The organism is Hymenobacter tenuis, assembly GCF_054780495.1.
Genome location: NZ_BAAGWF010000004.1, coordinates 366,176 through 392,904, shown reverse-complemented (window position 1 = coordinate 392,904; position 26,729 = coordinate 366,176). Strand labels below are relative to the sequence as shown.

At 56.1% G+C, this 26,729-nt stretch carries 30 protein-coding genes and 1 tRNA gene; 16 read left to right on the top strand and 15 right to left on the bottom strand.

Features of this window, described 5'->3' with window-relative positions:
• Positions 1-127 precede the first annotated feature (127 nt).
• From ACYVGU_RS15135 to ACYVGU_RS15125, 3 genes are all read left to right on the top strand, one after another.
• Positions 128-571 (top strand): Rieske (2Fe-2S) protein, encoded by a 444-nt coding sequence (locus ACYVGU_RS15135; RefSeq protein ID WP_460622745.1) that lies wholly within the window; start codon positions 128-130, stop codon positions 569-571.
• A gap of 95 nt (positions 572-666) precedes the next feature.
• Positions 667-743 (top strand) — tRNA-Asn (locus tag ACYVGU_RS15130).
• A 277-nt stretch (positions 744-1,020) separates the two neighbouring features.
• Positions 1,021-1,347, top strand: a complete 327-nt coding sequence (locus tag ACYVGU_RS15125) for a DMT family transporter (protein WP_460622744.1) — start codon at positions 1,021-1,023, stop codon at positions 1,345-1,347.
• On the opposite strand, the gene ACYVGU_RS15120 is transcribed toward ACYVGU_RS15125, so the two are convergent.
• Positions 1,344-1,922: a Crp/Fnr family transcriptional regulator gene (locus ACYVGU_RS15120; protein ID WP_460622743.1), complete on the bottom strand. Its 579-nt coding sequence runs from the start codon at positions 1,920-1,922 to the stop codon at positions 1,344-1,346. The two genes, ACYVGU_RS15125 and ACYVGU_RS15120, sit on opposite strands and share 4 nt — an antisense overlap.
• Positions 1,923-1,945: 23 nt before the next feature.
• Here ACYVGU_RS15120 and ACYVGU_RS15115 point away from each other — a divergent pair, with 23 nt between their 5' ends.
• Positions 1,946-2,515: a GNAT family N-acetyltransferase gene (locus ACYVGU_RS15115; protein ID WP_460622742.1), complete on the top strand. Its 570-nt coding sequence runs from the start codon at positions 1,946-1,948 to the stop codon at positions 2,513-2,515.
• Positions 2,516-2,859: 344 nt separating this feature from the next.
• Entirely contained in the window at positions 2,860-3,036 is a 177-nt protein-coding gene (locus ACYVGU_RS15110) for a hypothetical protein (protein ID WP_460613459.1), read from the top strand.
• Positions 3,037-3,282: 246 nt separating this feature from the next.
• On the opposite strand, the gene ACYVGU_RS15105 is transcribed toward ACYVGU_RS15110, so the two are convergent.
• From ACYVGU_RS15105 to ACYVGU_RS15085, 5 genes are all read right to left on the bottom strand, one after another.
• Entirely contained in the window at positions 3,283-3,957 is a 675-nt protein-coding gene (locus ACYVGU_RS15105; protein WP_460613458.1) for a sterol desaturase family protein, read from the bottom strand.
• A gap of 69 nt (positions 3,958-4,026) precedes the next feature.
• Positions 4,027-4,593, bottom strand: a complete 567-nt coding sequence (locus tag ACYVGU_RS15100) for a shikimate kinase (protein ID WP_460622741.1) — start codon at positions 4,591-4,593, stop codon at positions 4,027-4,029.
• A 64-nt stretch (positions 4,594-4,657) separates the two neighbouring features.
• The gene (locus tag ACYVGU_RS15095; protein ID WP_460622740.1) at positions 4,658-5,716 is read right to left on the bottom strand and encodes an ABC transporter permease; all 1,059 of its coding nucleotides are present in this window, start codon (positions 5,714-5,716) and stop codon (positions 4,658-4,660) included.
• 80 nt (positions 5,717-5,796) lie between these two features.
• Positions 5,797-6,903, bottom strand: a complete 1,107-nt coding sequence (locus tag ACYVGU_RS15090) for a BT_3928 family protein (protein ID WP_460613455.1) — start codon at positions 6,901-6,903, stop codon at positions 5,797-5,799.
• A gap of 174 nt (positions 6,904-7,077) precedes the next feature.
• A complete protein-coding gene (locus ACYVGU_RS15085) occupies positions 7,078-7,632 on the bottom strand; it encodes a DUF1599 domain-containing protein (RefSeq protein ID WP_460622739.1) in 555 nt (184 codons plus the stop codon).
• Between the two features lie 219 nt (positions 7,633-7,851).
• Between ACYVGU_RS15085 and folP the strand changes: the two genes are divergently transcribed.
• Both folP and cdaA read left to right on the top strand, forming a co-directional pair.
• A complete protein-coding gene (gene folP, locus ACYVGU_RS15080) occupies positions 7,852-8,670 on the top strand; it encodes a dihydropteroate synthase (protein WP_460613453.1) in 819 nt (272 codons plus the stop codon).
• Positions 8,667-9,509, top strand: a complete 843-nt coding sequence (cdaA, locus tag ACYVGU_RS15075; protein ID WP_460613452.1) for a diadenylate cyclase — start codon at positions 8,667-8,669, stop codon at positions 9,507-9,509. The genes folP and cdaA overlap by 4 nt, the downstream gene beginning before the upstream one ends.
• A 193-nt stretch (positions 9,510-9,702) precedes the next feature.
• On the opposite strand, the gene kbl is transcribed toward cdaA, so the two are convergent.
• Both kbl and ACYVGU_RS15065 read right to left on the bottom strand, forming a co-directional pair.
• Positions 9,703-10,950, bottom strand: coding sequence for a glycine C-acetyltransferase (gene kbl / locus ACYVGU_RS15070; protein ID WP_460622738.1), 1,248 nt, complete (start codon positions 10,948-10,950; stop codon positions 9,703-9,705).
• Positions 10,951-11,036: 86 nt separating this feature from the next.
• Positions 11,037-12,110 (bottom strand): patatin-like phospholipase family protein, encoded by a 1,074-nt coding sequence (locus tag ACYVGU_RS15065; protein ID WP_460622737.1) that lies wholly within the window; start codon positions 12,108-12,110, stop codon positions 11,037-11,039.
• A gap of 145 nt (positions 12,111-12,255) precedes the next feature.
• On the opposite strand from ACYVGU_RS15065, the gene ACYVGU_RS15060 reads away from it, so the two are divergent.
• The gene (locus ACYVGU_RS15060) at positions 12,256-13,254 is read left to right on the top strand and encodes a Rossmann-fold NAD(P)-binding domain-containing protein (RefSeq protein ID WP_460622736.1); all 999 of its coding nucleotides are present in this window, start codon (positions 12,256-12,258) and stop codon (positions 13,252-13,254) included.
• Between the two features lie 118 nt (positions 13,255-13,372).
• Entirely contained in the window at positions 13,373-14,101 is a 729-nt protein-coding gene (locus tag ACYVGU_RS15055) for a DUF3891 family protein (protein WP_460622735.1), read from the top strand.
• A 123-nt stretch (positions 14,102-14,224) separates the two neighbouring features.
• On the opposite strand, the gene ACYVGU_RS15050 is transcribed toward ACYVGU_RS15055, so the two are convergent.
• Positions 14,225-15,046, bottom strand: coding sequence for a hypothetical protein (locus ACYVGU_RS15050; RefSeq protein WP_460622734.1), 822 nt, complete (start codon positions 15,044-15,046; stop codon positions 14,225-14,227).
• A gap of 154 nt (positions 15,047-15,200) precedes the next feature.
• On the opposite strand from ACYVGU_RS15050, the gene ACYVGU_RS15045 reads away from it, so the two are divergent.
• From ACYVGU_RS15045 to ACYVGU_RS15035, 3 genes are all read left to right on the top strand, one after another.
• Entirely contained in the window at positions 15,201-16,172 is a 972-nt protein-coding gene (locus ACYVGU_RS15045; protein ID WP_460613446.1) for a YihY/virulence factor BrkB family protein, read from the top strand.
• A 191-nt stretch (positions 16,173-16,363) separates the two neighbouring features.
• Positions 16,364-17,596 carry a hypothetical protein gene (locus ACYVGU_RS15040; RefSeq protein ID WP_460622733.1) on the top strand — a complete coding sequence of 411 codons (1,233 nt, stop codon included), beginning with the start codon at positions 16,364-16,366 and terminating at the stop codon, positions 17,594-17,596.
• Positions 17,597-17,664: 68 nt separating this feature from the next.
• Positions 17,665-18,345, top strand: a complete 681-nt coding sequence (locus ACYVGU_RS15035; RefSeq protein ID WP_460622732.1) for a hypothetical protein — start codon at positions 17,665-17,667, stop codon at positions 18,343-18,345.
• A 74-nt stretch (positions 18,346-18,419) separates the two neighbouring features.
• Here the strand turns inward: ACYVGU_RS15035 and rlmN are convergent, their stop codons facing one another.
• Together rlmN and ACYVGU_RS15025 are read right to left on the bottom strand one after the other, a co-directional pair.
• The gene (gene rlmN / locus ACYVGU_RS15030) at positions 18,420-19,487 is read right to left on the bottom strand and encodes a 23S rRNA (adenine(2503)-C(2))-methyltransferase RlmN (protein WP_460614304.1); all 1,068 of its coding nucleotides are present in this window, start codon (positions 19,485-19,487) and stop codon (positions 18,420-18,422) included.
• A 254-nt stretch (positions 19,488-19,741) separates the two neighbouring features.
• Entirely contained in the window at positions 19,742-20,176 is a 435-nt protein-coding gene (locus ACYVGU_RS15025) for a thioesterase family protein (RefSeq protein ID WP_460622731.1), read from the bottom strand.
• A gap of 201 nt (positions 20,177-20,377) precedes the next feature.
• Between ACYVGU_RS15025 and mnmC2 the strand changes: the two genes are divergently transcribed.
• Positions 20,378-21,064 (top strand): tRNA (5-methylaminomethyl-2-thiouridine)(34)-methyltransferase MnmD, encoded by a 687-nt coding sequence (gene mnmC2, locus ACYVGU_RS15020; RefSeq protein WP_460622730.1) that lies wholly within the window; start codon positions 20,378-20,380, stop codon positions 21,062-21,064.
• Between the two features lie 25 nt (positions 21,065-21,089).
• On the opposite strand, the gene ACYVGU_RS15015 is transcribed toward mnmC2, so the two are convergent.
• A complete protein-coding gene (locus ACYVGU_RS15015; protein ID WP_460622729.1) occupies positions 21,090-21,494 on the bottom strand; it encodes a hypothetical protein in 405 nt (134 codons plus the stop codon).
• A 112-nt stretch (positions 21,495-21,606) separates the two neighbouring features.
• Here ACYVGU_RS15015 and ACYVGU_RS15010 point away from each other — a divergent pair, with 112 nt between their 5' ends.
• The 3 genes from ACYVGU_RS15010 to ACYVGU_RS15000 all read left to right on the top strand — a co-directional run bounded on the left by ACYVGU_RS15010 (position 21,607) and on the right by ACYVGU_RS15000 (position 23,677).
• Complete coding sequence (locus tag ACYVGU_RS15010) at positions 21,607-22,827, top strand: DUF2157 domain-containing protein (RefSeq protein WP_460622728.1); 1,221 nt, start codon at positions 21,607-21,609, stop codon at positions 22,825-22,827.
• Positions 22,824-23,411: a GDYXXLXY domain-containing protein gene (locus ACYVGU_RS15005; RefSeq protein ID WP_460622727.1), complete on the top strand. Its 588-nt coding sequence runs from the start codon at positions 22,824-22,826 to the stop codon at positions 23,409-23,411. Before ACYVGU_RS15010 ends, ACYVGU_RS15005 begins: the two co-directional genes overlap by 4 nt.
• A 122-nt stretch (positions 23,412-23,533) precedes the next feature.
• Positions 23,534-23,677 (top strand): hypothetical protein, encoded by a 144-nt coding sequence (locus tag ACYVGU_RS15000; RefSeq protein WP_460622726.1) that lies wholly within the window; start codon positions 23,534-23,536, stop codon positions 23,675-23,677.
• A gap of 61 nt (positions 23,678-23,738) precedes the next feature.
• Here ACYVGU_RS15000 and ACYVGU_RS14995 read toward each other — a convergent pair whose 3' ends face one another.
• The 3 genes from ACYVGU_RS14995 to bshC all read right to left on the bottom strand — a co-directional run bounded on the left by ACYVGU_RS14995 (position 23,739) and on the right by bshC (position 26,631).
• Entirely contained in the window at positions 23,739-24,269 is a 531-nt protein-coding gene (locus ACYVGU_RS14995; RefSeq protein WP_460622725.1) for an ExbD/TolR family protein, read from the bottom strand.
• A 104-nt stretch (positions 24,270-24,373) separates the two neighbouring features.
• On the bottom strand, positions 24,374-24,952 hold the full coding sequence (locus tag ACYVGU_RS14990; RefSeq protein WP_460622724.1) for a 5-formyltetrahydrofolate cyclo-ligase: 579 nt from the start codon (positions 24,950-24,952) through the stop codon (positions 24,374-24,376).
• Between the two features lie 86 nt (positions 24,953-25,038).
• On the bottom strand, positions 25,039-26,631 hold the full coding sequence (gene bshC, locus ACYVGU_RS14985) for a bacillithiol biosynthesis cysteine-adding enzyme BshC (RefSeq protein ID WP_460622723.1): 1,593 nt from the start codon (positions 26,629-26,631) through the stop codon (positions 25,039-25,041).
• Positions 26,632-26,729: the final 98 nt, after the last annotated feature.

Below are 26,729 nucleotides of genomic sequence, written 5' to 3'. Positions count from 1 at the left end.
GACTTTTTCACGACCTAGTTAGCTAGGGTATGAGCGCATCGATGCCAACGCATATGCTGGCAACTTATACCCTAGGGGCGCGGTACTACGTTCTAGTTGTTTAGCTTACTCTGTCTTGACTTACACGATGCCTTTTTCCTCTCTTTGGAGGGCTTGGCTGGCGCCAAGTGCCTTTCTGGCCGCTAGCGTGCTCGTGGGCTGCAACTCCTCCTCGGGGGATGTGCAGCCGCAAATTCCGTTGGCTGCCGTGAACGAGGTAGTAAACCTTACGAACCAGCAGAGCAGTAACCTGCGGTTTGATAACGGCGCCATCTATATCTCCGGCGGCGTACGCGGCATAATTGTGGTGCGTCAAACGGCCAGCACCTACCTCGCGTTTGAACGCAACTGCCCCTACCAACCGCTTGATACTTGTGCCCGGGTAAAAATTGATCCGTTTTTGCGCTTGTATGACCCGTGCTGCCAGTCGCAGTTCAGCTTCCAGGGGCAGCCACAGTCGGGGCCAGCCACGCGCCCCCTCCGCCAATATGCAACGGCCCTCTCTGGCAATATTCTGACAATCACGAACTAAGTGATTTTCTTAACTTTTTTCGAAAAGCATGTTTGGACGTTCGAAAACTTTGCTCTAATATTGCACCAGCAACGGCAAAAAACGCCGCCATAACCGCTTCCTTAGCTCAGCCGGTTAGAGCATCTGACTGTTAATCAGAGGGTCCCTGGTTCGAGCCCAGGAGGGAGCGCCACGAAACCCGGTAGTAGACTTTAAATCAGTCTGTTACCGGGTTTTCTCTTTATAGCTACTACAGCTCACGGAACCACCATTGGACTTGGCTCCTTGCAAACCCGATTTCCTTGCTGGAGTTTGTGCCATAAACCTTAGGGTAATGACCGGGAGCGGCAATACCTAGTGAAAGTATAAGCAAGCCTCACCAGTAAACCTGCTTGTAGCGATTTTAACATTGGTAAAAAGAAACGAGTGACCTGTCGCGGACCTTTGCCCCCACACGTTTCACTTTTGCCATGCATTGGGTTTATATAGGATTGGCCGGATTGGCTGAGGTAGCATTTGCATTCTGCTTGGGCAAGGCTAAACTGGCTGTTGGTTTCGAGGCTGCTGGATGGTACGCTGCATTTGCAGGCTGTGCGGCCTTAAGTTTTTATCTACTCACTCTCAGTTTAGCGCAGATACCCTTTGGTACCGCATACGCAGTCTGGACGGGCATTGGAGCCGTGGGTACGACCGTGCTGGGTGTGCTTGCTTTTGGCGACCCTATGACGGGGCCGCGCCTGTTCTTCCTCACCACGCTGATTGGGTCTGTGCTCGGCTTGAAAGTGGTTTCGCACTAGGCCTGCTTTATGTGCTTGAGCTTGGCGCGCACACGGCTTAGTGTGACCTGAGTAATACCCAGGTACGATGCGATATGGCCCAGCGCCACGCGCTGCAGCAATTGCGGATGCTGATGCAGCAGATCCTCGTAGCGTTCGGTAGCCGTGCGAAATTGCCTGGCGATAAGCTGCTGCTCGGTCTGTAGCCACACGCGCTCCACCATCACCCGTCCCCAATTGGCCAGGTGCACGTCCGTCCGATACAGTTGCTGGAGTTTATGCATGTTCAAGCGAAACAAATTGCTGTCCTCCAACAACTCGATGGTCTCGTAGCTCACCGCCTGCTCAGTATAGCCACGAATCGATGCCAAGACTGCTCCTTCGCTGGAAAACCAAAACGTCACCTCTCGGTCTGCCCGTTGGGCATAGGCGCGCGCTAGCCCCTGCTGCACGATATAAATGTGCTGGGCAAGCAGGTCATCCCGGAACAAATGAGTCCCTTTTGGTAACTCTACATACTCAGCCAAGGCCAGAACACTGTCTAACGAGGCATCTGGCAGCGGATACGTGGTACGCAAAATGGCGGCTAAGGTCATGGGCAATGGGGCAACATCGGTAGGTGATTCTTCAACATTACTTCTCTACCCTACTATTTCACTTGAACATGGACAACATCACGCTTCGAAAAGCTGACCTGACCGACGTAGCCGTACTGCAACACATCGGCCGGCAAACGTTTTCTGAAACGTTTGCCGCCAGCAACTCCGAGGAAAGTATGCGCGCCTATCTGGCAGATGGGTTTTCCGACGAAAAACTTACGGCTGAATTACAGAATTCTCACTCAGCCTTTTACTTCGCCGAATCAGACAGCACGGTCATCGGGTACCTGAAAGTTAATACGGGGCCGGCGCAAACAGAGCAGCAGGGTGCCAACGCGCTGGAAATTGAACGCATTTACGTGCTTCAGGCCTATCACGGGAAAAAGGTTGGACAGGTGCTGTACGAGCACGCCATGCAACTGGCAGCGCAAGCGCAGGTAGAATACGTGTGGCTGGGGGTATGGGAAGAAAATCCGCGAGCTATCCGGTTTTATGAGAAGAACGGCTTCGTTGCGTTTGACAAGCATATATTTCAGCTCGGGGACGAGGCCCAAACCGATATCCTGATGAAGCGGTCCGTTGCAAGATAACGCGTAAGCAACTGCCCCGGCTGGATTCGTTCTGACCTTATTTAAGTTTGCTGTCCGCTGCTGAGGCAGTGGCCTTTAGCACAATCACTGCCCTACCTGGGTAAGCGCTGAGCAGGCTGTGACAGCCGATGGTTTACGGGCCTAGCTTGCCATGCACGTTGCCCGCACTAGCCTGCTGTAGCAGCTTAACCGGGTGGGCTATTCCAGAAAGCCACGCAGCAGTTAACTCTTAGCGTTTCTACTTTATTACGCTAGCTGAATATTAACCTTTTAGGAAGCGAAGGAGTACATGCCAACAGAGGGGCTCGACGTTGCGGCCCTCTGTTCACCTCTCCCCTTGCACCATGAATACTTCTCGCTTTTCCTTCCTTGCTGCTTTACTTGTCCTACTAACCTTCTCGCTTAGCAGCTGCGACGCCATCGGCACCATTTTTAAAGCTGGCGCCTGGACGGCCCTTATCGGCGTGTTTCTGGTAGTATTGCTCCTGTGGTTTATCGTTAACCGCTTCCGCCGGCGCTAGCCTCACCGAACCCATACTTCTAAAAGCCTTTCTTGAAAAAGAGAGGCTTTATGTTTGTGGGATACCTAGTGAACATTGGCAGAACAAGACCTTGGGTTTGTGAAGATGACAGGGCTAGTGTACTAGGTTAGAATGCTGTAGAAGTCGACAAAACCGCCCGCTGCATTAGCATTTTGACTTTCCTCAACCCAAATACAAAAGGCCGCTGTACCAGCGGCCTTTTGTATATCAACTATATTCTGACGCTTACTTGCCTTTTTTGGGCATTGTCCCGACGATGTGGTCCCAGAGGGTGGTACTTACGCCAAAGGCAATTTCATCTTGGCGGTAATGGTGCTGGGCATGATGATGCCACCAGAACTTAAGGAAGTTTTTGGGAGGCGAGTATACGTGGATGGCATAGTGCACAAACAGGTATAGCGCATAACCGAACACAAAGCCGGCCAGAATGCCAAAGCCAGCATTGCCGAATGTGAAGCGGAAGATGAAAAACAGCAGCGAGGCCACAAACACCGTCAGGATGGGTGGCATGGCCAAGCGGGTTTTATCTTTTGGAAATTCGTGGTGCACACCGTGCATGGTGTACTGAAATTTGGCCTTACGCGGGGTATCGGTGCTTATGTGATACACAAAGCGGTGCATCAGATACTCAGCCAGCGTAAACAGCAGCCACCCGCCTAAAAACAAACCAAACGCAGAAAGGCCCGTGAGCAGCCCCTTGCTCAGGCTATAATACAGGCTTACGCCTGCTACGGCAAAGAAAATACTAAGCGGCCCGGCAATATGTGTGTGCGTAAGCCGCTCGAGAACGGGGTTTTCAAATAAACGGGCCGAGCCTTTGTGTTTCGGCTTGATGGCGTCAGGAGTTTTAACCGGAGTTACTTTAACATCGGGTTCCAGGACTTCAGGAGAGGTGTTCATGCCACTACAGGAATGATGAATGCGCAAAAATACACACAGTGGCGCAATTTGTCCGCTGCCCTAAGCAGCTTACGCCGTAGTATAATAACGAGTCAGCAATTGTTGTACCGCTTCTAGAGAACAGGTAGGAGCGGCACAGCACAGCGGAGCTCGGTCGTAAAACTGCTGACGGGCGGCTAAGGTTTCGTGCAAGCGTGCTTCTAGGCCGGCGGCATCTACGCTAGCGGCCAGCAAAGGCCTATTGGTGGCCGCTACCTTCAGGCGCCTCACCAACTCCGGTACGGGCACCGCCAAGTACAGCGTCAGGCCGGTTTCAAGCAACACCTCTAGGTTATGATGAAAGCAGGGAGTGCCGCCGCCGGTGGCCAGCACGAGCCGCTCATGCGTTGCCACTACATCGCGCAGTACATCGGCCTCTAGCTGGCGGAAGTACGCTTCCCCGTTTTGGGCAAATATCTCCGAAACACTCCGCCGCTCCCGTCGAACAATTTCCTGATCCAGATCCAGAAAGGGCAGCTGATAGGCAGTAGCCAAGGCGCGCCCCAGCGTGGTTTTGCCCGCCCCTGGCATCCCGATAAGGTAAAGCCGCTGAAGGGCAACAGGTGCTGTGCCGGTAGCAGAGGTACTAGGTGTCATAGAAGGAGGAAGTGATGAGGTTGCTCGCCGGCCGGGGCCTAGTACGTGGCGGGCTGCAGCCGGCCTAGCCTAGTTTCACCCGCGGATCCAGCACGGCGTACAGCACATCTACCACAATATTCACCACCACAAACATGGCGGCAATAAAAATGGTGGCGCCCATTACTACCGGGAAATCAAGGTTTTCTACGGCCTTGAGGGTTACGGTGCCTAGGCCTTTCCAGTTGAAAATGTACTCAATGAAAAAGGCGCCGGCCATTAGCGAGGCCAGCCACCCCGAAACGGCCGTGATAACCGGGTTCAGGGCGTTTTTGAGCGCGTGGCCCACTACCGTCCGGTAGCCCGACAGTCCCTTGGCCCGCGCCGTCCGGATGTAGTCTTGGCTCATCACATCCAGCATGGAGGAGCGGGTAAGCTGCACAATAACTGCCAGCGGCCGGATACCCAAGGCAAAGGCCGGTAATACCAGGTTTTTGAGTACCAAGTGGCGCCCCGTGAAAGGGTCCGTTTCGTAGAGCTGGCCCGTTAGGTTGAGGCCCGTCCAGTGGCTCCAGTAGAAGCCGAACGTCATGGCAATGAGAATAGCGGCCACAAACGAAGGCACTGAAATACCCAGCACGGAGGTAGATACCAGCGCCCTATCTAGCCAGGAATGAGGCTTTAAGGCCGCCACTACCCCTAGTGAAATACCCACCACGGCCGCCAGCAGCATCGCCGCCAACGCGAGCCACAAAGTGCCGGTGAAGTGGTCAAGCAGAATACTGAGTACCTCTTTGTTGCTTTGAAAAGACCGCCGCAGATACGGCGTTTTCAGCACCAGGGCTTGCTCGCTGCCGAGGGGTAGTACCTGCACACCGCCGTATTTGGCCACGCCTGCCGAATCGCGCGGGTGCACGCCCAGCGGCGATACGTCGTTCAGGTAGCCCAGCAGTTGGCCCGGTAATGGGCGGTCGAGGCCCAGGTCGGCGGCAATGGCGGCACGCGTGGCCGCATCGCTGCGCTGGCCGGCCAGCAAGGCTACGGGGTCGCCGGGCAGCACCTGAAACAGGAAGAACACGGTGAGCGCTACGCCTACTAATACCAGCACGCCCTGCCACAATCGGCTTAAAATGAACCCTAGCATATTTTCAGTTGCCAGTTGCCAGGGATGAGGTGTCGGTTACAATTTCGCGTGTATAGCCCGCACTCACCCCTAGGTCCTGATTACAATTCCGTTTCCAGCTTGCTGATATCAGGAATATCGTGGTAATGATATTTGCCCTTCACCACGCCATCCTGCAACAGAATGAAGCCCGGATTGGAGCGAATCATCGATTTAAGCACAGTTGCATCGGCGAAGTAGTAAGTGCCCGCCAGGTTTACATCGTGGCGAAACGCATCGAACTCCTGAGGACTGCTGCTAGTGATAATCAACGACTTAATCTGCTTGCGCGACTTGGCCGCGTCCTCCATTAGCTGGCTTATCTCGGTAAACCGGTCGCGGTCGGCGTCGTGGCTGTTCTGTACAATCAGGAGCAGTTTGCTACCCGTGAGTATTTCTTGGGTGTGGTCCTTGCCCTCGGCATCAAACACGGAGAAATCGGTAATGACGGGCTTGCTCGTGAGCGGATTCATCACCTCCATGCTCTTGTACTTCCAGGTCGAGTCAGTGGGGTATTCCGTAAAGATTTTGGTTTCGCCGTTGCGCTCCATCACGTATTGGTACCGAGCCTGCTCCTGAGGCTTCATCAGTTTGCCAATATCGTTGCCAACTTTATAAGGCAGGAAGTCGAAGTACGGCAAGTGGCCCAGGGCTCGCACCCCAATGCCAATGGCTATGGCCGAAGCCAACGTAATGTACATCACGCCCAAAGTGCCTTTGGCAAACACCCGGCGCAAATGGCGGAGGTTGAAGAACACCACGGCCCACAGCCCTAGCAGGAATAAGTCCTTGATAAACGAAGTCCAGGGGGTAAGCTTGATAAAGTCGCCAAAGCAGCCGCAGTCGGTTACTTTGTTGAACGCGGCCGAGTAGAACGTAAGGAACCCGAAGAACACCAGCAATGCCAGCAGCACCCACAGGGTTTGGCGCAGCATCCAGCGCAGCAGCACGGCCACGCCCAGAATCACTTCCAGGGAGCTGAGCACGATGCTAAGCGTGCGGGAATGCGGGATAAACACGCGGAAGAACGATCCGAAATCGGTCGAAAACACTTCAAAGTATTCTTCCAGCTTCAACGCCGTCCCGACGGGGTCATTGAGCTTCACCAAGCCCGAAAAAATAAAAACGACGCCCAGCAGTAGCCAGCAAATACGGGTAAATTGTTTCATATACAGCCTGAAAGACTTATAAGCCAGAAGGTTTGAGCAGAAGGCCACGCTAGGCGCAGCAGGACCAGCCAGACGCGTGTACGTTCAGCACAACAAACAGACTACGAAAGGAGCCTATCGGCTGCGGCCGCTGCAAGATACAGCACCTACCAGCAGGCCCCAACTGTTGCTGAGTTAGTCTTTGGGAGTGCCAAAGTCCATTTTAATCAGCACGAACACGGCATAGTTAAGCATGTCGCGGTAGTTGGCTTCCACGCCCTCCGACACCCTAGTAAGGCCGCCCAAGTCCTCGATTTGCTTGGTGCGATGCAGCTTCATCAGGATGATATCGGTGATGCTTTCAATGCGCATCTGACGCCATGCCTCGCCGTAGTCGTGGTTTTTAGCGAATAACAGACGTCGGTTTTCAGCCACCTGCTCATCGTAGGCGGTAGCTACTACCTCGGCATCCAGCTCCAACGGTGCATCAGTGGGCAGGCCGAGCTGCATGAGCGCGATGATGCAGTAGTTGATGATGGCCACAAACTCCTCCTCTACCCCATCGGCCACCAGTTGCACGCCCTTTTCCTGAATGCTGCGGATACGCTGGGCTTTGATATAGATTTGGTCGGTCACGGAAGGCAGGCGCAGAATGCGCCAAGCGGTGCCATAGTCGTGGGTTTTGGCCAGAAACAACTGGCGGCACCGTGCAATGACCCGGTCGTATTCGTGCTGGGTTTGATTCTCCAAGTTTTTGAGGCTATTTTGTTGCAATTCGCTCCGAGCCGTTGTGCTACACACAGCCGAAGCGGCGCGTAGGCAGGCACAGGAATGTACTCAGACTACCTTCTGGCTTCATGCTTCGACCACGCGTAGCATACACGCCTTTTTCCGCCCAAAATCATGCTCCAGGCCCTGCAAGATACATGCTTTTCCCCGAGGCAAACCCTGCGTTGCAGGGGCGGACGCGTGCTGGATTTGCGCCGGCCGCAGGTGATGGGCATCCTGAACCTGACGCCCGATTCGTTTTTTGAAGGCAACCGAATTAGCAGCGAGCAGGAGCTGCTACGCCGCGCCGAGCACATGCTGCAAGCCGGCGCCGCCGTTCTGGATTTAGGAGGCTACTCTTCGCGACCCGGGGCTGAGCATATAGCAGTGGAGGAAGAAAAGCGGCGGCTGCTACCGGCCGTGGAGGCGGTGCGGCGTGCTTTCCCGGAAGCTTTTATTTCCGTGGACACCTTTCGGGCCGAAATAGCGGCCGAAGCCGTGGCCGCCGGCGCCGATATTCTGAATGACATCAGCGGCGGCAGCCTGGATGAAGACCTGCTGCCTACCGTGGGCCGCCTAGGGGTGCCATACATCCTGATGCACATGCGTGGCACGCCGCAAACCATGACCCAGCTCACGCATTACGAAGACGACCTAGTGCTGGAGCTGGTGCGCTACTTCCGCGACAAACTAACTGAACTGCGCCGCCACGGCGTGGTAGATGTAGTGCTGGACCCCGGCTTTGGGTTTGCCAAAACCCCGGCCCAAAGCCACGAGCTGCTGCAACGGTTGCGGGAACTACACGTGCTAGGGCTCCCCATTCTGGCGGGGCTCTCGCGGAAAAGCATGGTCTATAAGCCCCTAGGCCTTACGCCTGATGCAGCCCTAGCAGGTACTATCACCGTCAATACCATGGCCGTGCTCAACGGGGCCAAGCTCCTGCGCGTACACGATGTAGCAGAGGCTGTGCAGACTATTCAACTCGTTTCCAACACCTTTCCCCCACCCCCTTCCTCGTGATTGGCTCCTTCACCATCGGCTTCCTGCGCATTGGCTGGATAGACGTCGTGGACGTGCTACTGGTCACGGCCCTGTTTTATCAGCTGTATAAGCTGCTAACGGGCAGCGTGGCGCTGAAGGTGTTTCTGGGGTTTATGTCGCTCTACCTGGTGTACCTGGTGGTGAAGGCCGTGGGCATGGAGCTGCTCACCAGCATTCTGGGGCAGTTTATGAGCGTGGGCGTGCTAGCGGGCATCATTCTGTTTCAGCAGGAAATCAGGCGTTTTTTGCTGAATGTGGGCAAGGCTACCTCCTTCGGGAGCCGCATGCGGGTGTTTCCGTGGCGGCGCGAGCAGCCTCAGGAGCGCATGAATATCACGCCGTTTATTGAGGCAGCCAAAAGCCTGTCGGGCAAGCAAACCGGGGCCCTCATTGCCTTCAGCATGGTCTCGGACCTAAAGTTTTTTGCCGACTCCGGCGACCTGATTGATGCGGAGGTAAGCAAGCGTCTGCTCATGAGCATCTTCAACAAAACCAGCCCCCTGCACGACGGCGCCGTGATTATTACCAACGGGCGAATTCGGGCGGCGCGCTGCATTTTGCCCGTAAGCGAGAACCCCGATGTACCGGCTTCCATGGGCCTGCGCCACCGTGCCGCCATCGGCCTGACAGAAGTAACAGATGCTATTGTATTAGTGGTCAGCGAAGAAACCGGGCAGATTTCCTTGGTACGCGGCGGCGAAGTGTTCCGCAACCTCGCCCCCGCCGACCTGCGCGCCCGCCTCAACGAGTTCCTGTTCGATGCTCTGCCGAAACCCACTGCATCCGCCGGCTCCACAGCAGCAGAGGTGGCAGCGTAGACGCGCGGTTTGGGCAGTAATCTGGCCTAGTGTTTACTCATCCCTGCTACTTACTTACAAACCAGCCTGTCATTCTGAGCAGCGCGAAGGACATTATCACGTCAGCACGAACCGCATGAATGGGTGGTTCTCTCGTGATAAGGTCCTTCGCGCTGCTCAGGATGACGGGCTAGTTATGCTCTACGAGTAAGGATTACGGCGTGTTGGTTACGACCTGGCCAGCTTCGGGCTGCTGGGCCGAGGGCGCTTTAATGGTGCCTAACTCGCGGCCTACCTCAATGAAAGCATTGATGGCCTTGTCCAGATGCTCGCGGGTGTGGGCGGCACTGAGCTGCACCCGGATGCGGGCCTGGCCTTTGGGCACTACGGGGAAGTAGAAACCGACTACATAAATGCCTTTCTCAAGCATTTTGGCGGCGAAGTCTTGGCTGAGCTTGGCATCATAGAGCATAACGGGCACAATGGGGTGCTCGCCGGGCTTGATGTCGAAGCCGGCTTCCGTCATTTTGGTGCGGAAGTACTTGGTGTTTTCCTCTAGTCGGTCGCGGAGCTCGGTGCTTTCCGTGAGCAGTTCCAGTACCCGCAGGCTAGCCCCTACAATGGCCGGAGCCAGGGTGTTGCTGAACAGATACGGACGGCTGCGCTGACGCAGCATATCAATGATTTCCTTGCGGCCCGAGGTGAAGCCGCCCATAGCGCCGCCAAGCGCTTTGCCCAGCGTGCCCGTGATGATATCTACGCGGCCCATGGCGTTGCGGTATTCGTGGGTGCCGCGGCCGGTTTTGCCCAGGAAGCCCATCGAGTGGCATTCGTCAATCATTACCAAGGCCTCGTACTTGTCGGCTAGGTCGCAGATTTTGTCAAGCTGCGCGATGGTACCGTCCATGGAGAAGGAGCCGTCGGTGACGATGATGCGGTGGCGCGTGCCTTTCGCTACGGCGTCCTGGAGCTGCTTCTCCAGGTCGGCCATGTCGTTATGGGCGTAGCGGTAGCGCTGGGCTTTGCAGAGGCGCACGCCATCAATAATAGAGGCGTGGTTTAGGGCATCCGAAATAATGGCGTCCTGCTCATTAAACAACGGCTCGAACACACCGCCGTTGGCATCGAAAGCAGCTGCGTACAGGATGGTATCTTCGGTACCCAGAAACTCGGCCAGCTTGGCTTCCAGCTGCTTATGAATATCCTGCGTGCCGCAGATAAAGCGCACCGACGACATGCCGTAGCCGTGGGTGTCAATGGCATCTTTGGCCGCTTTCACTACCTCCGGGTGCGACGACAACCCGAGGTAGTTGTTGGCGCAGAAGTTCAGCACCTCGCCGGCCTCGGCGGTTTCAATTTCGGCGCCCTGGGGCGAGGTAATCACGCGCTCCTTTTTGTAGAGGCCCGCGTCCTTGATTTCCTGAAGCTGCTGTTCGAGGTCGGGCTGAAGGGTGGTGTACATGGGTGAGGTAAATATAGAGTGGGGCTTGGGGTCAATGGGAGAGAAAAGCAAAGGTAAGCGTTTGGCAGACTGTGCCTACTTCTTACTCAGCGCGCCAGAAAGGCCTGCACGCCGGCCCGGCCACTTTCCATCAGCTGCTGTTTCTGCGCGTCAGAAATGCGTTTGATTTTGGGGTTGAAGCCCAAGGTGCTAATACTGATGGTGCGCGCCCAGTCTTCGGGCTGCGTGGGGTTCAGGTTTTCGATGGCTATGTTGTAGAGCGCGCCCACATAGGAGCCGAAATCGTGGATGGCGTAGGGGGCCAGCTGCTGACGGCCGCCGGGCTGGGCATCGTAGGCCAGTTGCTCGGTTCGGTCGAGGCGGAGGCCTAGGGTTTCGGGGTTGATGAACCGGCCGGGGGTAGCGGCCTCAGCAACCGTGGCGGCACCAACGGGCAGGTAGCGCGGCTGATCAAACAAATCGATGGGATAGTTAGCCAGCAGGCCGCCATCAACCAGCACCTCTACTTCCTGGCCCTGGGTGGGGCGGCGCACTACGTGGCCTTGCGTATCCAGCAGCACAGCCCGGAAGTACAGCGGAATGCTCATGCTGATGCGTACGGCATCGGCCACACGCAAATCGGGGTGCGTTTCGTAGCTGAACACTTGCGTGCGCTGGGTGGTGAGGTTGGTGCCGGTGGTGTACAGGTCGCGGTAGCGGGTGGGCTCCTGTTGGGTTAGCTCGTGCAATTGCCCTAGGGTGAGGTGCGGGCGCTGAGTTTTACGCCCGACCAGCTCGCTCAGGTAGCGCGAAAACTCGTCGCCGCGGTACCAGCCGTATTGCTTGAGCAGCCGGGTGCTGCCCCCGAAAAATAGCAGGCGGCCGTCGTTCAGGCGCTGGATGGGCGTGTGGTTTACTACCTCCGTTATTTCCTGAGCCGAGTAGCCCACCGCCAGCAGCGCCGCCTGAATTGCCCCCGCCGAGGTGCCGCCCACGCGTTGCAGCCCCGCCAGCACGCCCTGCTTTTCCAGCTCGGCCAGCGCGCCGCCGTAGGCAATTCCCCGAATACCGCCGCCTTCCATCACCAAGTTTCGGTACTGCGGAGGGCTAGTAGCTTGGGCCGCGGCGGCAGAAGTCAGCCCCAGGCAGAGCAGAGCGAGAAGAAGCAAGGGGTTGCGCATACAAAGGGGGCTAGCAAAAGACCAGATACTGAAAGCAGCCAACGGGTTGCTTTCGGTTCTTTCCTCTTTCGGGCAGCAAAGAAGAACCGTTTCGGCCCATTATCTTTGTAGCCCCCATCCACCCAATACCTTCAACCACCCCCGAATGGCCACATCCAGCACTTCTGCCGCCACCCCCGGCGACACCATTCTCGTTATCGGCGCCGGCGGACAGCTTGGCCTGGAACTTACCCACGAGCTACGCCAAATCTATGGCGCCTCCAACGTGGTAGCCGCCGATGTACGAGCTCCACAACATGCTGAGGCAGCAGAAGCAGGCCCATTTGAACTCCTGGATGTGCTGGACAAAAAGCGGCTGGAAGAGGTTATCCGTCAGTATAAGCCTAAGCAGGTATATCACCTGGCGGCGCTGCTCTCCGCCACGGCCGAGAAGAACCCCAAGTTTGGCTGGCAGCTGAATATGGATGGCCTATTTCATGTGCTCGATGCCGCCGTTGACCTAGGGGTAAAGCAAGTGTACTGGCCCAGTTCCATTGCGGTGTTCGGCCCAGATACCCCGCGCGAAAACACGCCCCAGCTCACCATCATGAACCCCAACACGGTGTACGGCATTAGCAAGCTGGCCGGGGAGCAGTGGTGCGAGTGGTATTTCCGCAAGCACGGCCTGGATGTGCGCAGCCTGCGCTACCCCGGCCTTATTGGCTACAAAAGCCTGCCCGGCGGCGGCACCACCGATTACGCCGTAGACATCTACCACAAAGCCGTAGCGGGCCAGAACTATGAGTGCTTCCTCTCCGAGGACACGTACCTGCCCATGATGTACATGCCCGACGCGCTAAAGTCGACCTTGGACCTCATGCACGCCCCCGCCGACAGCATTAAGGTGCGCTCTAGCTACAACCTGGGCGCCATGAGCTTTAGCCCCCGCGAAATTACGGCCAGCATCCAGCACCATTACCCCGAGTTTCAGGTAACCTACAAGCCCGACGGCCGCCAGCAGATTGCCGACTCCTGGCCCGCCAGCATCGATGACTCCAAGGCCCGCCAAGATTGGGGCTGGCAGCCGCAGTACGACCTGAACAAGATGACCGACGACATGCTGCTGCACCTGAAAGAAGCCGTAGTACCCGAAAAAGTAGCCTAGCACAAAGCCCCGCTGAAAAGGCGGGGCTTTTTTTGGAAGTGGAGCTTTGCTAGGTTGACGAACTCAGCCAACCTAGCAAAGCTCCGCTGCGTTTCTGTGCAGACTACTTCGCTCCACTATGATTGTAAACCACGTTCCGGACGGCTGGCAGGTTATCTACCAGCAAGCGCATGCCTTGCTGGCGGCGCAGCTGCTGCACCAGTGGCCCGCGTTTTTGCCCTGCGACCAGTGGGTGGGCCTGCTGGCCGCCGCCGCGCAGCACGACGATGAGCAACAGAACTGGGACGGACACTACGGTATTACGCCCGCCGGCGCGCCCGCCAACTTCACCATGAAGGAGTTTTCCCTGGAGCAAGCGACCGGCGTAATGAAGGCAGCCCGCTACCAAGGCCGCTGGCGCAGCCTGCTCACCAGCATGCACCTCAGCACCTTGTACGAAGGCCTGCGCGGGCAGAAAAAGGAACTGGATGAGTTTCTGGATGAGCAATTGGCCAATCAGAAGCGTTGGCTGCGGGAGCTGCATATCAAGAAGCTTGATGCCCAGCGGGCCTATACGCTGCTGCATTGGTGCGACCGACTCAGCCTGATTTTATGCCGCCACGAGCTGCCTGAAATGGGGCGGGCACTGGAAATATATGCCGGCCCCGATGGCAACCGCTACCACGTAGTTCAGCCCGAACCCAGCGGCCCAGTGAATGTGCAGCCCTGGCCGTTTCGGGAAAAGCAGTTCAGCGTGAGCGTAGAAGCCATGACGCTGCATCAGCTGCAGTTTGCTGATGATACGGAGCTAGCCGCTGCCCTACGAGAAGCTCCTATAGAAATGCTGCGCTGGGAGCTGGCGAAATAGACATGCTAGAATAAAAAAACAGTCCGGCACCCTGGCCTTGCTCAGGATGCCAGACTGCTACAAAGCACGTGCTGCACGACTTTCACTAGCTACTGAACAGTTTGCGCGTAGCGATAGAGCCGTTTAGAGTTTGGCTACGGGCTTGGGGTCTTGCATGAGGCCGGCGGGCACATCGGTTCGGGCACTGATGTGGCCTAGGCCGCGGCCATCTTTGCCATCGGTGCGGTCAGCGGCCAGCTTGATAGGGCCGTACTGCTGATAGCCGGCCCAGCGGCGGCGAAAGGCGGGTTGGGCATCCGTGGCTTTCGCGAAGAAAGCCCACTCTTCTACCAGCTTGGTTTGGGGGTTAACCAGCACTTCGTACTTATTCTCGGGCGTGACGCCCACATTCTTAAACGTCATGTTCAGTACCTCGGCGGGCGTACCGTCCATAAACTTGCCGGGTCCTTTATAGGTCAGGGTTACACCGGAATCCTTCAGCTTGAAGGGCATGAGCAGCCACCACGAGTTGTTCACCCAAATGGGGTACATGTTGCTGAGCAACTTCTCGCCATCGGGCGTGGCCGAAATATCGCGGCCGTTGCGGTAGGCTTTCCCTTGCTTGCTGGTGAGGTTGTAAATGGCCACGGTGCTGTCTTTCTGCCACCGGAAGTCGCCGGTTTGCTTGTCCCAGAGCTGGTACGAGCCATCCAGAAAGTCCCAGCCCAGCAGGCGGGTTTGTTGCCAGGCCGGGTAACCGCCCATCTGTTGCATTACGGTATCGGCCAGGGCTATGGCTTTGGCATCGGAGCCGGCGGCATCAAAGCCCTCGGCGGCGGGGTAGGCGCTACTGCCGGGGCTAGTAGCCGCGGCTGAAGAGGCGGCCGCCGCTTGCTCGGAGGAATTCGACTGGCAGGCCACTAGCCCCCCGAGGGCGGCAAGCACAACATAACTCAGAACGCGCATAAGAGTAATAAAATCAGTGAGTAGCAGCCCCTGCCGGTGCCTCCGGACGGGCGAGCTTGCTACGCAAATGAACGGGAATTGCGTGACTCCACCGAACGTCCTTTGTATCCGGTCCGTACTAACCGCAGCTTTCTTCTTCTGAACCCTCTGCCCTATGGCCACAACCTACCGCTTCTCCGATGTTATTAACATCCTAAAAACTTCGGCCGGCGAGTTTATGGTAAACAATTCGTTTCGCCATGCGGCGGCGCTTTCCTATTATACCATCTTCTCGCTGCCGCCCTTGCTGCTGATTGTGATTACGGCCGCCAGCACCATCTGGGACGCCGACGCCGTGTCGGGGCAGGTGTTTGACCAGATGAAGGGCCTAGTAGGCGCCGACTCGGCCAAGTTTATGCAAGACAGCATCAATGAGTTTAACAAGCAGCAGAAAGGCGGCGTGGCCTCGCTCATTGGCATTGGCACCCTCGTATTTGCCGCTACTACTTTCTTCGTCACGCTCCAGGAAAGCATCAATGATATCTGGAACCTGAAGGTAAACACCGTTGGCATCGGCATCGGACAGTTTCTGAAGCAGCGCTTTCTCTCGTTTGGCCTTATCCTGAGCGTAGCGCTACTGCTGCTGGTTTCCTTTGTTATCAGTGCCGTGCTGAGTGCCTTCACGGACCAGCTGCAGCGGTGGTTTCCGGAAATAGGGGTAGTAGTAATCCGGATTGTGGACTTTGCCTTGTCGTTAGGCGTTACCACGCTGTTGTTTGCCCTAATTTACCGCTTCCTACCCGATGCCGTTATTCGGTGGCGCGACGTGGGCATTGGGGCCTTTATCACGGCCTTGCTGTTCGTACTGGGCAAATTCCTGATTGCCTTCTACATTGCTCAAGCCGACCCAGGCTCAGCGTTTGGTGCTGCCGGCTCGGCCATTGTGCTGCTGGTGTGGGTAAACTACTCGTCGCTCATCATCTTCTTCGGAGCCGAGTTTACCCAGGAATTTGCCGATGCCTTCGGGCAAAAGGTGCAGCCCAAGGCCCACGCCGTGCGCATTGAAACCCGCGAAGTACCCGAGGGCGAAACCAAAGAAGAAATCAGCACCGGCCGCCCCCGCTCCCAAGGCCGCTGGAAAAATTAGAAAGTCAGAAATTTACTAGGTACTAAACCGGATAAAACCGGCTTTGTATTCTTCTGTATGCCATAAAGATCACCTTACCTGTAGAATATTCTCCTCTGGAAAAGTCTGATAAATTCAATTTATAGCAGGAGTTATATGTTGTACTACACCAGCGAAGTGATAGGTTTGAATCACTTTCACTTTCCTGGTATATGCATCCACTCCTACCCTCCTGCCGAATACTTTTTCTGGTGCTAGCTTCGCTGATTAGCGGCCATGCGTATGCCCAACAACCCACTACCCGTCCACTGGTTATAAGCCCAGTCGTTGGCCCCATTATCGACAGCCAAGAGAAAGTGCTGTACGAGCTATTCCCCTATTATACCCCCAAGGAATTCATTGAGGGCTCTTTTGAACAGGTTTTAGCTCCCGACAGTGCTATCAGACTACGGGCAACCCTCAATGATGGGCGTACCATTGTCCGTCCTATTCCGTTAGCTGAATATTTTGCAATGCGTCAGCGCATTGAGGCAAAAGCGCAACTGCTCAGCTCCGGCAGCCGATCAGCGGCGGCTGACTCTATTGGTCAGACTTACCGCGTAACCCTGCGCTCTGGAACTAATTTTGCAGGCAGGTTGGTGGCAGTTCGCCCGCTTGAACTGGAATTTTCTACCAATGAACCGGGTGCGGTTATCATTACCCGGAGTCAGATTGCTAACATGCAGCTCGTACCCCAAGTAGAAATGGCTGATGCTATGCGTCACCCAACCTGGGGCTACGTTGGCAATGGCACCCGCGTGTTTTTTTCACCCACAGCCCGTAACCTGCGGGCCGGGGAAGGCTACGTGCAAACAATTGACGTTTTCTTGCTCGGAGCCAACTACGGTTTTACTGATAATTTCTCCATGGGTATTTTAGCCTCTGCTATTCCCGGGCTTGGTATTGGTAACCAGATTGTGGCTATTACCCCTAAGTTTAGCGCTCCCATCAGCAAAGATTGGAGCGTTGGAGCAGGCCTTCTTTACGCTCGTATTCCCGCCGAAGACGACATATATGGTTCAAGCTATACGTCCAGCTACGGAGCCGGAATTGCCTATGGTCTGGCTACCTATGGCAGTGCCGACAACAACCTCACCTTCGGGCTGGGATATGGCTTTACAGGTGACGGCAATGGCAACCAAGGCTTCGGCAAGTCGCCGGTAGCGGTGCTGAGCGGTACCACCCGCGTTAGCAAGAAACTCTCTCTTATGTCAGAGAACTACTTAATCACGTCTGGAGATGGTGGCGTGGGCGGCTTGTACGGTATTCGTCTGAACTGGCCCCGCACAACCTTTGGTATAGGCTCGTTTTATGTAGCCCCATTCGGTGAAGAAGGCGCTTTTGGCTACCTATATCCCGTGTACCTGGACCTAGCATTGCGCTTCGGCAAAACGGCGCAACGCTAATTATGTGTGCACGTCGAAACCTATAGCTACCTTGGGAGCCACTATCCGCTTATTTCATCTGTTGCTCTGTGAGACTATTTATTGCTTTAGCAATTCTCTGTTGTCTGTTTTCGTCTAATGGATATGCTTATGCGTTACACGTCCTCCCTGACACCCTTATGGGGCAAAGCCAGTTAGTAAAGCAGCTCCGTACAGAAGCTTGTGAGCAACTCCTAAGCAGGCAGAGGAACACTCCTTTTTCTACGCTGAACGCCACGCAAGCACAACAGCTTTTTGAAGAAACATTATCTGCAACTATAGAGAAACGCGTCAGCAGCATTAAGCAAGTGGCAGCGCGTTCTAATACAGTCGGCGCCTACGAGCAATTACGAGCCAATCTACCGACGGCAGTAGCTATACAGTTGGTAAAAACTTGCCCGCCTGCTGCTACTTTGTATAATCAGTTCAACAATTCATTGCCTACTGCTGCAGAGCAAATGCTGATCAAGTCTTGGGGAAGTGAGCTTTGCTCTCGGCTTACCGCTTTGAAAGACAATGGCAGCTTCAAGGGTAAAACTCCGACTGAGCGAATGGAGCTTTTCCGTCGAGAGTTTATGACCTCTGTAAACACGCACGGACCACAAATCATGAAGATGTATGGTCCTGCTGGCAATAGCACACAAGCTGTAGATAGATTAAGTCAATTAGTATCTCAACAAATGCAGGAGCAATGCACCTCGCTCCTATATTTGCTAAGCCAAGCAGATTAGCCTCTTACTGTACCACATAAATGAAAACAGCCCCATCATTCTAATGATGGGGCTGTTTTGCTTGTAATACTGGCCTAGGCCACTACCGTTTTCTCTTTCACGGCCAGCTGGCCACAGGCAGCGTCAATGTCTTTGCCGCGCGAGCGGCGCACGTTGGTTTGCACGCCACGGTCGGCTAGGTACTTGTGGAAGGCCACCAACTTGTCGTCGGCGGTGTTCACGTAATCGGCGTTTTCAATGGGGTTGTACTCAATCAGGTTCACTTTGCAGGGAATCCACTTCGAAATCTGGTACAATTCCTCAGCATCTTGTAGCGTGTCGTTGAAGCTCTCGAACACGATGTACTCGTAGGTTACCTTGCGGCCCGTTACCTGGTGGTAATGCTTCAGCGCGTCCTGCAACGAGGCCAGCGAGTTGGCTTCGTTGATGGGCATGATTTCGTTGCGCTTGGTATCGTTTGGGGCGTGCAGTGAGAGGGCCAGGTTAGCTTTTACGCCATCATCGGCCAGCTTCTTGATCATTTTGGCAATGCCGGCAGTGCTGACGGTGATGCGGCGCGGCGCCATATTCAGGCCATCGGGGGCGGTGATGCGCTCAATGCTTTTTACTACGTTGGCGTAGTTGAGCAGCGGCTCGCCCATGCCCATGTACACGATGTTGGTGAGCGGCGTGCCATACTGGGCCTCGCACTGCTCCCGGATGCGCACTACTTGGTCATAGATTTCGGCGGCATCGAGGTTGCGCTTGCGGTCCATGTAGCCGGTAGCGCAAAATTTGCAGGTAAGGGAGCACCCCACCTGCGAGCTGATGCAGGCCGTCATGCGGGTATCGTGCGGGATGAGCACGCCTTCCACAATGTTGCCATCGTAGAGCCGGAACGCCGATTTGATGGTTCCATCGTTGGAAAGCTGCGAGTTCTGCACCTGCACGCCGTTGATAACGAAGTGCCGCGCCAGCAGCTCGCGCGTAGCCAACGAGATGTTGTTCATCTCTTCAAACGTGCCCGCCGTGTTCTTCCACAGCCACTCCAGTACCTGCTTGGCACGGAAAGGCTTCTCGCCGTGCTCCACCATAAAGGCCTTGAGCTCGTCGGGGGTGAGTTTGCGGATATCGCGCTTAGAAACTACGGGCAGGTCAATCATCATAACGGCAAAGATACAAGGCAGAAAGACGAAGCCATACCTCTTCTTTCTGAGAACATCCCTCAACCCGCTGAAACTGAAAAAAGTGCCGGTAAGAGAAGTAGCCATAGGATGAAGTACTGCAGCTACATCTGGCTATCATTCTAAGCCGAGCAAAGGACTTCATCACGCCGGCAAAAGTCTTGAAAACGATTGTCATGCTAACATGGTAGGGCGCTTCGCTCCACTCAGGATGACAAATCTTTGCTGTTCATTCACTGGCCTGCTCCATTCAGGCGGGCGGTATAGTCCTCGGTGAGGGGTAGTAGCTGGCGGGTGTTGTAGTTGAAGCCCAACATGCCGGTTTTGGCGCGAGCTATTTCCTTGCCGTCCTGGTTTTTTACCCAATACACCAAGTCGAACCCATACTTGTTGAGGTCGGTGGCGGCCATCTGAATGTGCAGTACGTCGCCATAAAACCCTTCACCCTTGTACTCAATGGCTACATCAGCCATAATGTGGCCTAGGCCCGTAGCGGGGTCGAACTCGGCGTGGCCCAGGTGGCGCAGAAACTGTACGCGGGCCTCATGCAGGATGCTGAGCAGGGCATCGTTGCCGAGGTGGGCCCCGTAGTTGAGGTCGGTGATGCGCACCGGAATTTCGACTGCGAGCAGGTAGGTTTCGGGAAGGGCGACTTTTACGCGGGGCATAGCAGCAGCTTAAGTGAACACAAATAAAGTACGCAGGTTTTCGCCGGGTAAACTACATACCGCTAGCCCTACCAGCAGCTCCAACCGCACAGCAGCTAGGGCCTTATAGCGTTGAAACCCGAAACGCAGTATATTAGCCAAGCGTGGCGCCGGACTAGGCACTGCTGCCGCCTGTCCTATCTTCTGTTCTTTTCCAACACCATGTCTACGCCCCACGTCGAAGTCCGCGCTACCGCCGACGGCTCCAGCACCCTGTTTGTACCCGAGCTTAATGAGCACTATCACAGCACGCACGGGGCATTGCAGGAAGCCCGGCACGTATACCTAGCCGCCGGACTGGAGCCGCTGCTGGCCGAAGTTACCGAATCGGTGTGGGTGTTGGAAGTAGGGTTCGGGACGGGCCTGAATGCCCTGCTCACGCTGGAGCGCAGCCTGACCACGGAGCAAACCATCTTCTACGATACCATCGAGAAGTTTCCGCTGCCCTGGTCAGTTATAAGCCAGATGAACACCGAGAACTATCACCTCTCTCACCCTGATCTGCTTGATTACCAGCACCAGCTGCACGCCGCCACCTGGAATCGGCCCGTGATTCTTACGCCTAATTTTCTGCTGCTTAAGCACTCCGGCGAGCTGCAAGCCACGCTGCTGCCCGACGACACGTACCACGTCATCTACTTCGATGCCTTCGCGCCGGAAAAGCAGCCCGATATGTGGACCGACGAGGTATTTGCTCAACTCTACCAAGCTACCGCTCCGGGTGGGGTGTTGGTGAGCTACTGCGCCAAAGGCTCCTTCAAGCGCAGCCTTAAGGCCGCTGGCTGGCTAGTAGAGCGGATTCCGGGCCCACCCGGCAAGCGCGAAATGACGCGGGCCTGGAAGCGCTAAGCAGAGAATAATATCGGCTTGGGCATTACCATATTACATCCGTAGGCAGTTCTTCCCTTTTCAACTCCAGCAGCCCTAGCACTTCAGCGGCAGGTACTTCCCTCGTGTGCAAGAGTAGGATATTAAAAGCAGAGCCGACAAACTCACATGTATCTCGGAGCTGTCTTTGCTCAGTGGCCGATATGCCACCACCTAAATCTACCATCTGCTGCGCTGCCACTTTTAGCATCTTGTCGCGAAGGCCTAGTTCTCCTAAAGTACTCTTGATCAAGGATTCGGCCGTATGAAAGTCTGCTAGCAACATTCGCGAAGATGAGAACTTCTGGTTAGCAATTCGACGGATGGTGCGGTTAGTACGCAAGTCTGTAACTTCTATTTCGTTTGGATAGAGTTTTACATGAACCGGTATTTTTTGGAAGAAGCCTAGCATACTCGAATCAAGTTTAATAATAGACGGCTGCAAGGTACCACTTCCGGCAACCGGGCAGCATAAGCAGAGAAGTCAACTGTTTTCTCTGCATCCTGCGTAAGTTGGGGCTAATATGAGTCGTAAGCTTTTAGAAACCGACGGGCGGGAATGGGTGCAGCAGGGCATAATTACCGAGGCACAGCGAGAACAACTGCTGACCCTCTACCCTGCTGATGCCACCGCTATTGGCTTGTTGCCGCTCCTGGGGAGCCTGCTGGTTGGTCTAAGTGCTCTGAGCGTGGTCGCGGCTAACTGGCAGGGGTTGCCCGAGGCAGTGAGGCTAGCGTTGCTGCTCGGCGCACTATGCGCGGCCTACGCCGGTGGCGAGTACTTCCGGCGGCGCGGCAACCTCAACCTCGGGATGGGCCTGATTGCCCTGGGGTTGATTCTGTTCGGGGCCAGTATTGTACTCACCAGTCAGCTGTACCAGCTCATCGGCTACGACCTCACGGGGCTGCTGGCTTGGGCCGTAGCAGGTATGGGCCTTACCTGGCTGTACCGCAGTCGCCTCCTGTTCCTGATGACCGCCGTTATCAGCGGCATTGTACAAGGGTACAACACCGGGCAGCTTGGCGCCTTCAGTTACCTCACGGCCATAGGTACGGCGGTGGGCCTGGGCTACTATTGGTGGCGCCGGCCTGATTCGTTGCTAGGGGGCGTGCTCGCCACGGGTCTGCTCTGGCAGGCGGCGCTGCTCATCAACCACTTGCACGTCAAAATCACGTGGTTTTTCATCCCGGCTATGCTCGTGTACAGTTTCGGCGACTGGCAGCCGGATCGGCCGGCCGGGCGAGCGTTGCAGGGGCCGCCATTGGTGGCGGCTTTCCTGTTTACGCTCGGGCTGGCCTTGTTCGGCGAATCTGATTTTTATGCCGGGCAACTGCGTGCACCCTTACTGCCCTACCTGGCCGCGTTAAGTGCAGTACTAGCTATTTCGGTGCTGGGCAAACGGCAGCGCGGCCGCCTCGGCAGCCTCACCGATTGGCTACTGCTGCTGCCAGGTTTCTATTTTACGGGCGGCTTGCCGCTGGCAGTAGCTACGCTGGTTGTGCTGTACGCGTATTCGGGCTCGGTATTGCTGCGGGCTCACCAAGAGCAAAACCAAGACCGTGTGACGCTGGGCACCGTATTGTTTATTCTCACTACAGCCGTAGCCTACTTTAAGCTGACCTGGGGTTTCCTGGATAAGTCGTTGTTTTTCCTGCTGGGAGGCTTGCTGCTCTTGGGCCTGAGCTGGTGGCTAAGGCGCCGGGCAGCCCGCACGTTTTCTTCCACCGCTCCGCCTCAGTCATGAGTTCTACCTACCCTAACTCACCTGAACCGGTAGTAGCGCCTGCCCTGGTGAAGCCGCTGCCTGAACTGCCGGAGCCGCGTCGGCGGCGGTGGCTGCAATGGCTGGTGCTAGCGCAGGTGCTGTTTGTGCTGGGCGTGGCGGCCGCTGGCTATGCAACGGCCGCACTAGGCCGCACCATTGTGCTACGCACGAGCCCCATCGACCCGCGCGACCTATTGTACGGCGACTACGTGACCCTACGCTACCAAATAAGCGAGCTGCCGGGCCGGCTTTGGCGAGGAGGGGCCATGCCGCGCCGCCATGAGCCCGCCTACGTGCTGCTGGAGCCAAAACCCGATGGCACCTACGAAGCGCTAGCCGTTTACCCCGAGCAGCCCACTACCACCGGTAACCAAGCCGTACTGCGCGGCTCAGTGCAGGATGTGTGGCGCCGTGGGTTGCGCCTACGCTACGGGCTAGAGCGTTACTATGTGCCAGAAGGTGCCGGCCGCGACCTAGAGCGCCGCCAAAGCCTGCGCGTGCAAGTAAGTATTGCCCCCTGGGGCCAAGCCCGCATTACGAAAGTCGAAACGGGTACTAAGTAGTGCCGGGAGGCGAAAACGCAGGCTGTTATTTGGCCGGCGGCCTTATATTAGCGTACTATTTTCGCCTCTACTTCTGCTAGTTACCTATTGCATGTTGTTGTAATCCTTCCTTTTACTACTCCATGAAAGCTAATTTATCTACTCTGGCCGATGTGCTGGCGGCTCAGCGCCAGAACACCCGCCCCACCAGTACCCGCAAAAAAGCCACTGACACTCAGGGGCAGGCCAATAGTGAACCCAACGCAGGAAACACTACCCGTAAATAAGCAGAAGGCCGAACCTGGGGTACAGGTTCGGCCTTCTGCTTATTTACGGAACTGGCTTACTCTACAAGTTCCGACTGGCAAGTAATTGCCGATCGGCGAGGTCTAACTCAGTTAGCGCATATTTTTTCTGATCCGTGATGTTCATCTCATCCAAGGCATTCACCAAATCCTGGTAAGTAGCGCCCGGGCCCGTTTTGATCAGCACGATGGGCGCGGGCTGTTGCTGCTGGCGCTTCAGAAGTACCTGCCGCAAACCGCTTGCGCTAAAGTCAGTAGTGAACAACTTCGTGGCAGCGGCTTTGGCAGCATTTCCCGCTTCATTCAGCCCGAAGAAGTAGTGTACTTGGCCTCCTTTGCCCAAAACCAATGTGAGTGCTTTCTTATCAGAAACGGGGCTTTTTTGCTTGGCAGCATCCTGCACCGGCATCTGCAGATCCATCACGGAAGGCTTGTTGAAGGTGGTCGTGAGCATGAAAAAAGTCAGCAGCAGAAACGCCAGGTCCACCATGGGCGTCATATCAAGGCGGAAGGCATGTTTCTTCGCACGGGGCTTGCCGCCGCGCGTAACCGGAGATGCTTGAATGTCAGCCATAACGGTGTGGTGGTTGAGGTGAATCCTGTGACTCTTTTCCACCTAACGGGCCGCTCCTTGGAGTTATTGCTGTTACGCTATATACTCTTTCTCACTAGGCTGCTTCAGCTTTCAAACCGCCACACCTGCTCCGGCGTGAGGCAGGCATGCAGGCGCACATCCCCTGCCCAGGCATCGGTAATACGCGGCACCGGCGACTCCAGGCTCACGCCAATACGCACGGTTTCTGGCCGGCACTGACCTAGGAAATGGTCGTAGAAGCCTTTACCGTAGCCTACCCGGTGGCCGGATTCATCAAAAGCCAGCAGCGGAATCAGCACGGCATCCAGCTGCGCGGGTACTACCTCCGTGGCGTCCACCGGCTCGGGTATGCCCCAGCGGTTGGTTACTAGGTGGGTGGCGGCGGTCAAGTGATAGTGCCGAAGCGTTTGGCCATCGGGCTGCACCACGGGCACGGCGAGTTGCAGACCGGGCACCTCCGCCCACACCTGCTGAATCAGGGCCCAGGTATTGGGCTCCTTGTGCTGCGGAATGGGCAGAAATACGTGCAGCCACTGCCAGCTTGCTAGGTCAAACTCCTGCCGCAACTGCTGCCACAGCGCAGTACTGCGGCGCGCTAGTTCCTCATCGGGTAGGGCACGCCGGTGAGCTAGGGCTTGGCGACGAAGGTCGGCTTTGAGCATAAGGAGCGAGCAAAGAAACGGCCCGCATCAGGCAGAAGCGGGCCGTTGTGAAGTAAGACAATATTTTCAGGAAACGCGGCGGGCGCTTACTCCTCTTCCAGCACCGTGAACTCCAGCGCCAATGGGTCGAAGGCCTCCACAAGCTGCTGAATAAACTGCGGATTGTTGATGAGAATGCTCAGAACGTTGTCGGTGCGCTCTTGGAGGTGGCCGCCGGGCATAAGCTTGTCTTTGAGAGCTGTGAGCTGGCTGTAGGCGGTTTCGTGCTTGGCTTCGGCGGCTTTGCTTAGGCGCTTTTCCAGGCCTGTTACAATGCCGCTTACTTTTTGCTGCTCAGCCGCCACCGTTTTCACGAGGGTTGGATCGAGACGTTGGGCTAGGTCGGATACGGCCTGGAAGGCGGCGGCTAGCTGCTGCTGTTGCTCTTTCAGGCTCACCTCCTCTTGGCCTAAGGTGGCACCTACTTGCTTCTTGAGCTCCGGCAGGGGCCGGAAAATATCGGTGGAAGTCAGGCCCAGTTTGCGCAGCTTACCAGCGTTGGCCTTGCCAATGTATTGGGCCGAGTTACGGGGCAGCAGGATAGGAAACAGAACACCGTTTTCCTCGAATACGCCTTTCAGCTGAAACCAGTAAGCCACTTCGGCTCCGCCCCCAATGTAGCAGAGGTTCGGCAGCAACAACTCCTGGTACAGCGGCCGCAACACTACGTTCGGGCTGAACTGCTCGGGGTGCTGGCGAACCAGCTCCAGCAGTTCCTGCTGACTGTGGCAGCGCCCGGTGTTGCGCACTGTAATCTGCACGCAATCCTGGGCAGCATCGTATTCCAGCCGCTCCCGTTTGCCCCCATCAGTCAGGAAAAACAGGTTGAGCGGGCGTGAATACACCTGCGGCTTGTAGCCGGCGGCTTCCAGCTGGGCATTGGCAGCCTGCACGGCACGGTTAGAAGCCTGCTCCTGAATTTCTTTTTCCAGCACCGGCACCAAGGCCTGCTTGAGTGCGGGCGCGTCGGCATCTAGGCTTACTAGCCCTAGCTCCCCGAATAAGTCATGGGTGAGGCGGCGGGTGGCAGCGGCTAGGGTATCGGTTTCCTGATAAGCGGTACGGAACAAGGCGGGCACATCGGCGGGCAGCTGGTCGAGTAGCTGCTCTTTAAACCCGTCCAGCTTCAGCCTGCCTACTGGGCCGCCCGTTTCGGTGGCGTTCCACTCGTATTGTTTCCCAAACAGGTTGAAGTGGTTGATTTCGGCGAAGTCGTGGTCTTCAGAGGCCATCCAGTACACCGGCACGAAATCGTACTGCGGATACTTTTCTTTGAGCTGACGGCTCAGCTTCACTGCCGTTACAATCTTATAAATGAAGTATAGCGGGCCCGTGAGCAGATTGAGCTGGTGACCAGTGGTAATAGTGAAGGTAGTGTCCTTTTCCAGCAGGGCCAGGTTGGCTTGCACCGCCGGGTGCACCGAGGGCAGTGTGGCATATTGCTCGCGTAAGGCAGTTACCAGCCGCTGCCGGGCTTCCGGAGTATAGCTGGCCTGCTTCTCCTGTAGTTGCGCCTGAAAAGCATCCAGCTCTGGAAAGCGGTGGTAAAAGGGCGCTAGAGCTTCGTGGCGGGCCAGATAATCGGTAAGCAGAGGGGAAAACGCGCCGGTATCGGCGTAGCGCAAGGTCGTGACGGGCATACGAAAGGGAATAATCCGGCTATAACCGGCCAGCGGCTACAAAGTAACTGGGTATTTTCTTAGCTCCTGTTTTTGAGCCCGGCGTTAATGGGTTTCAG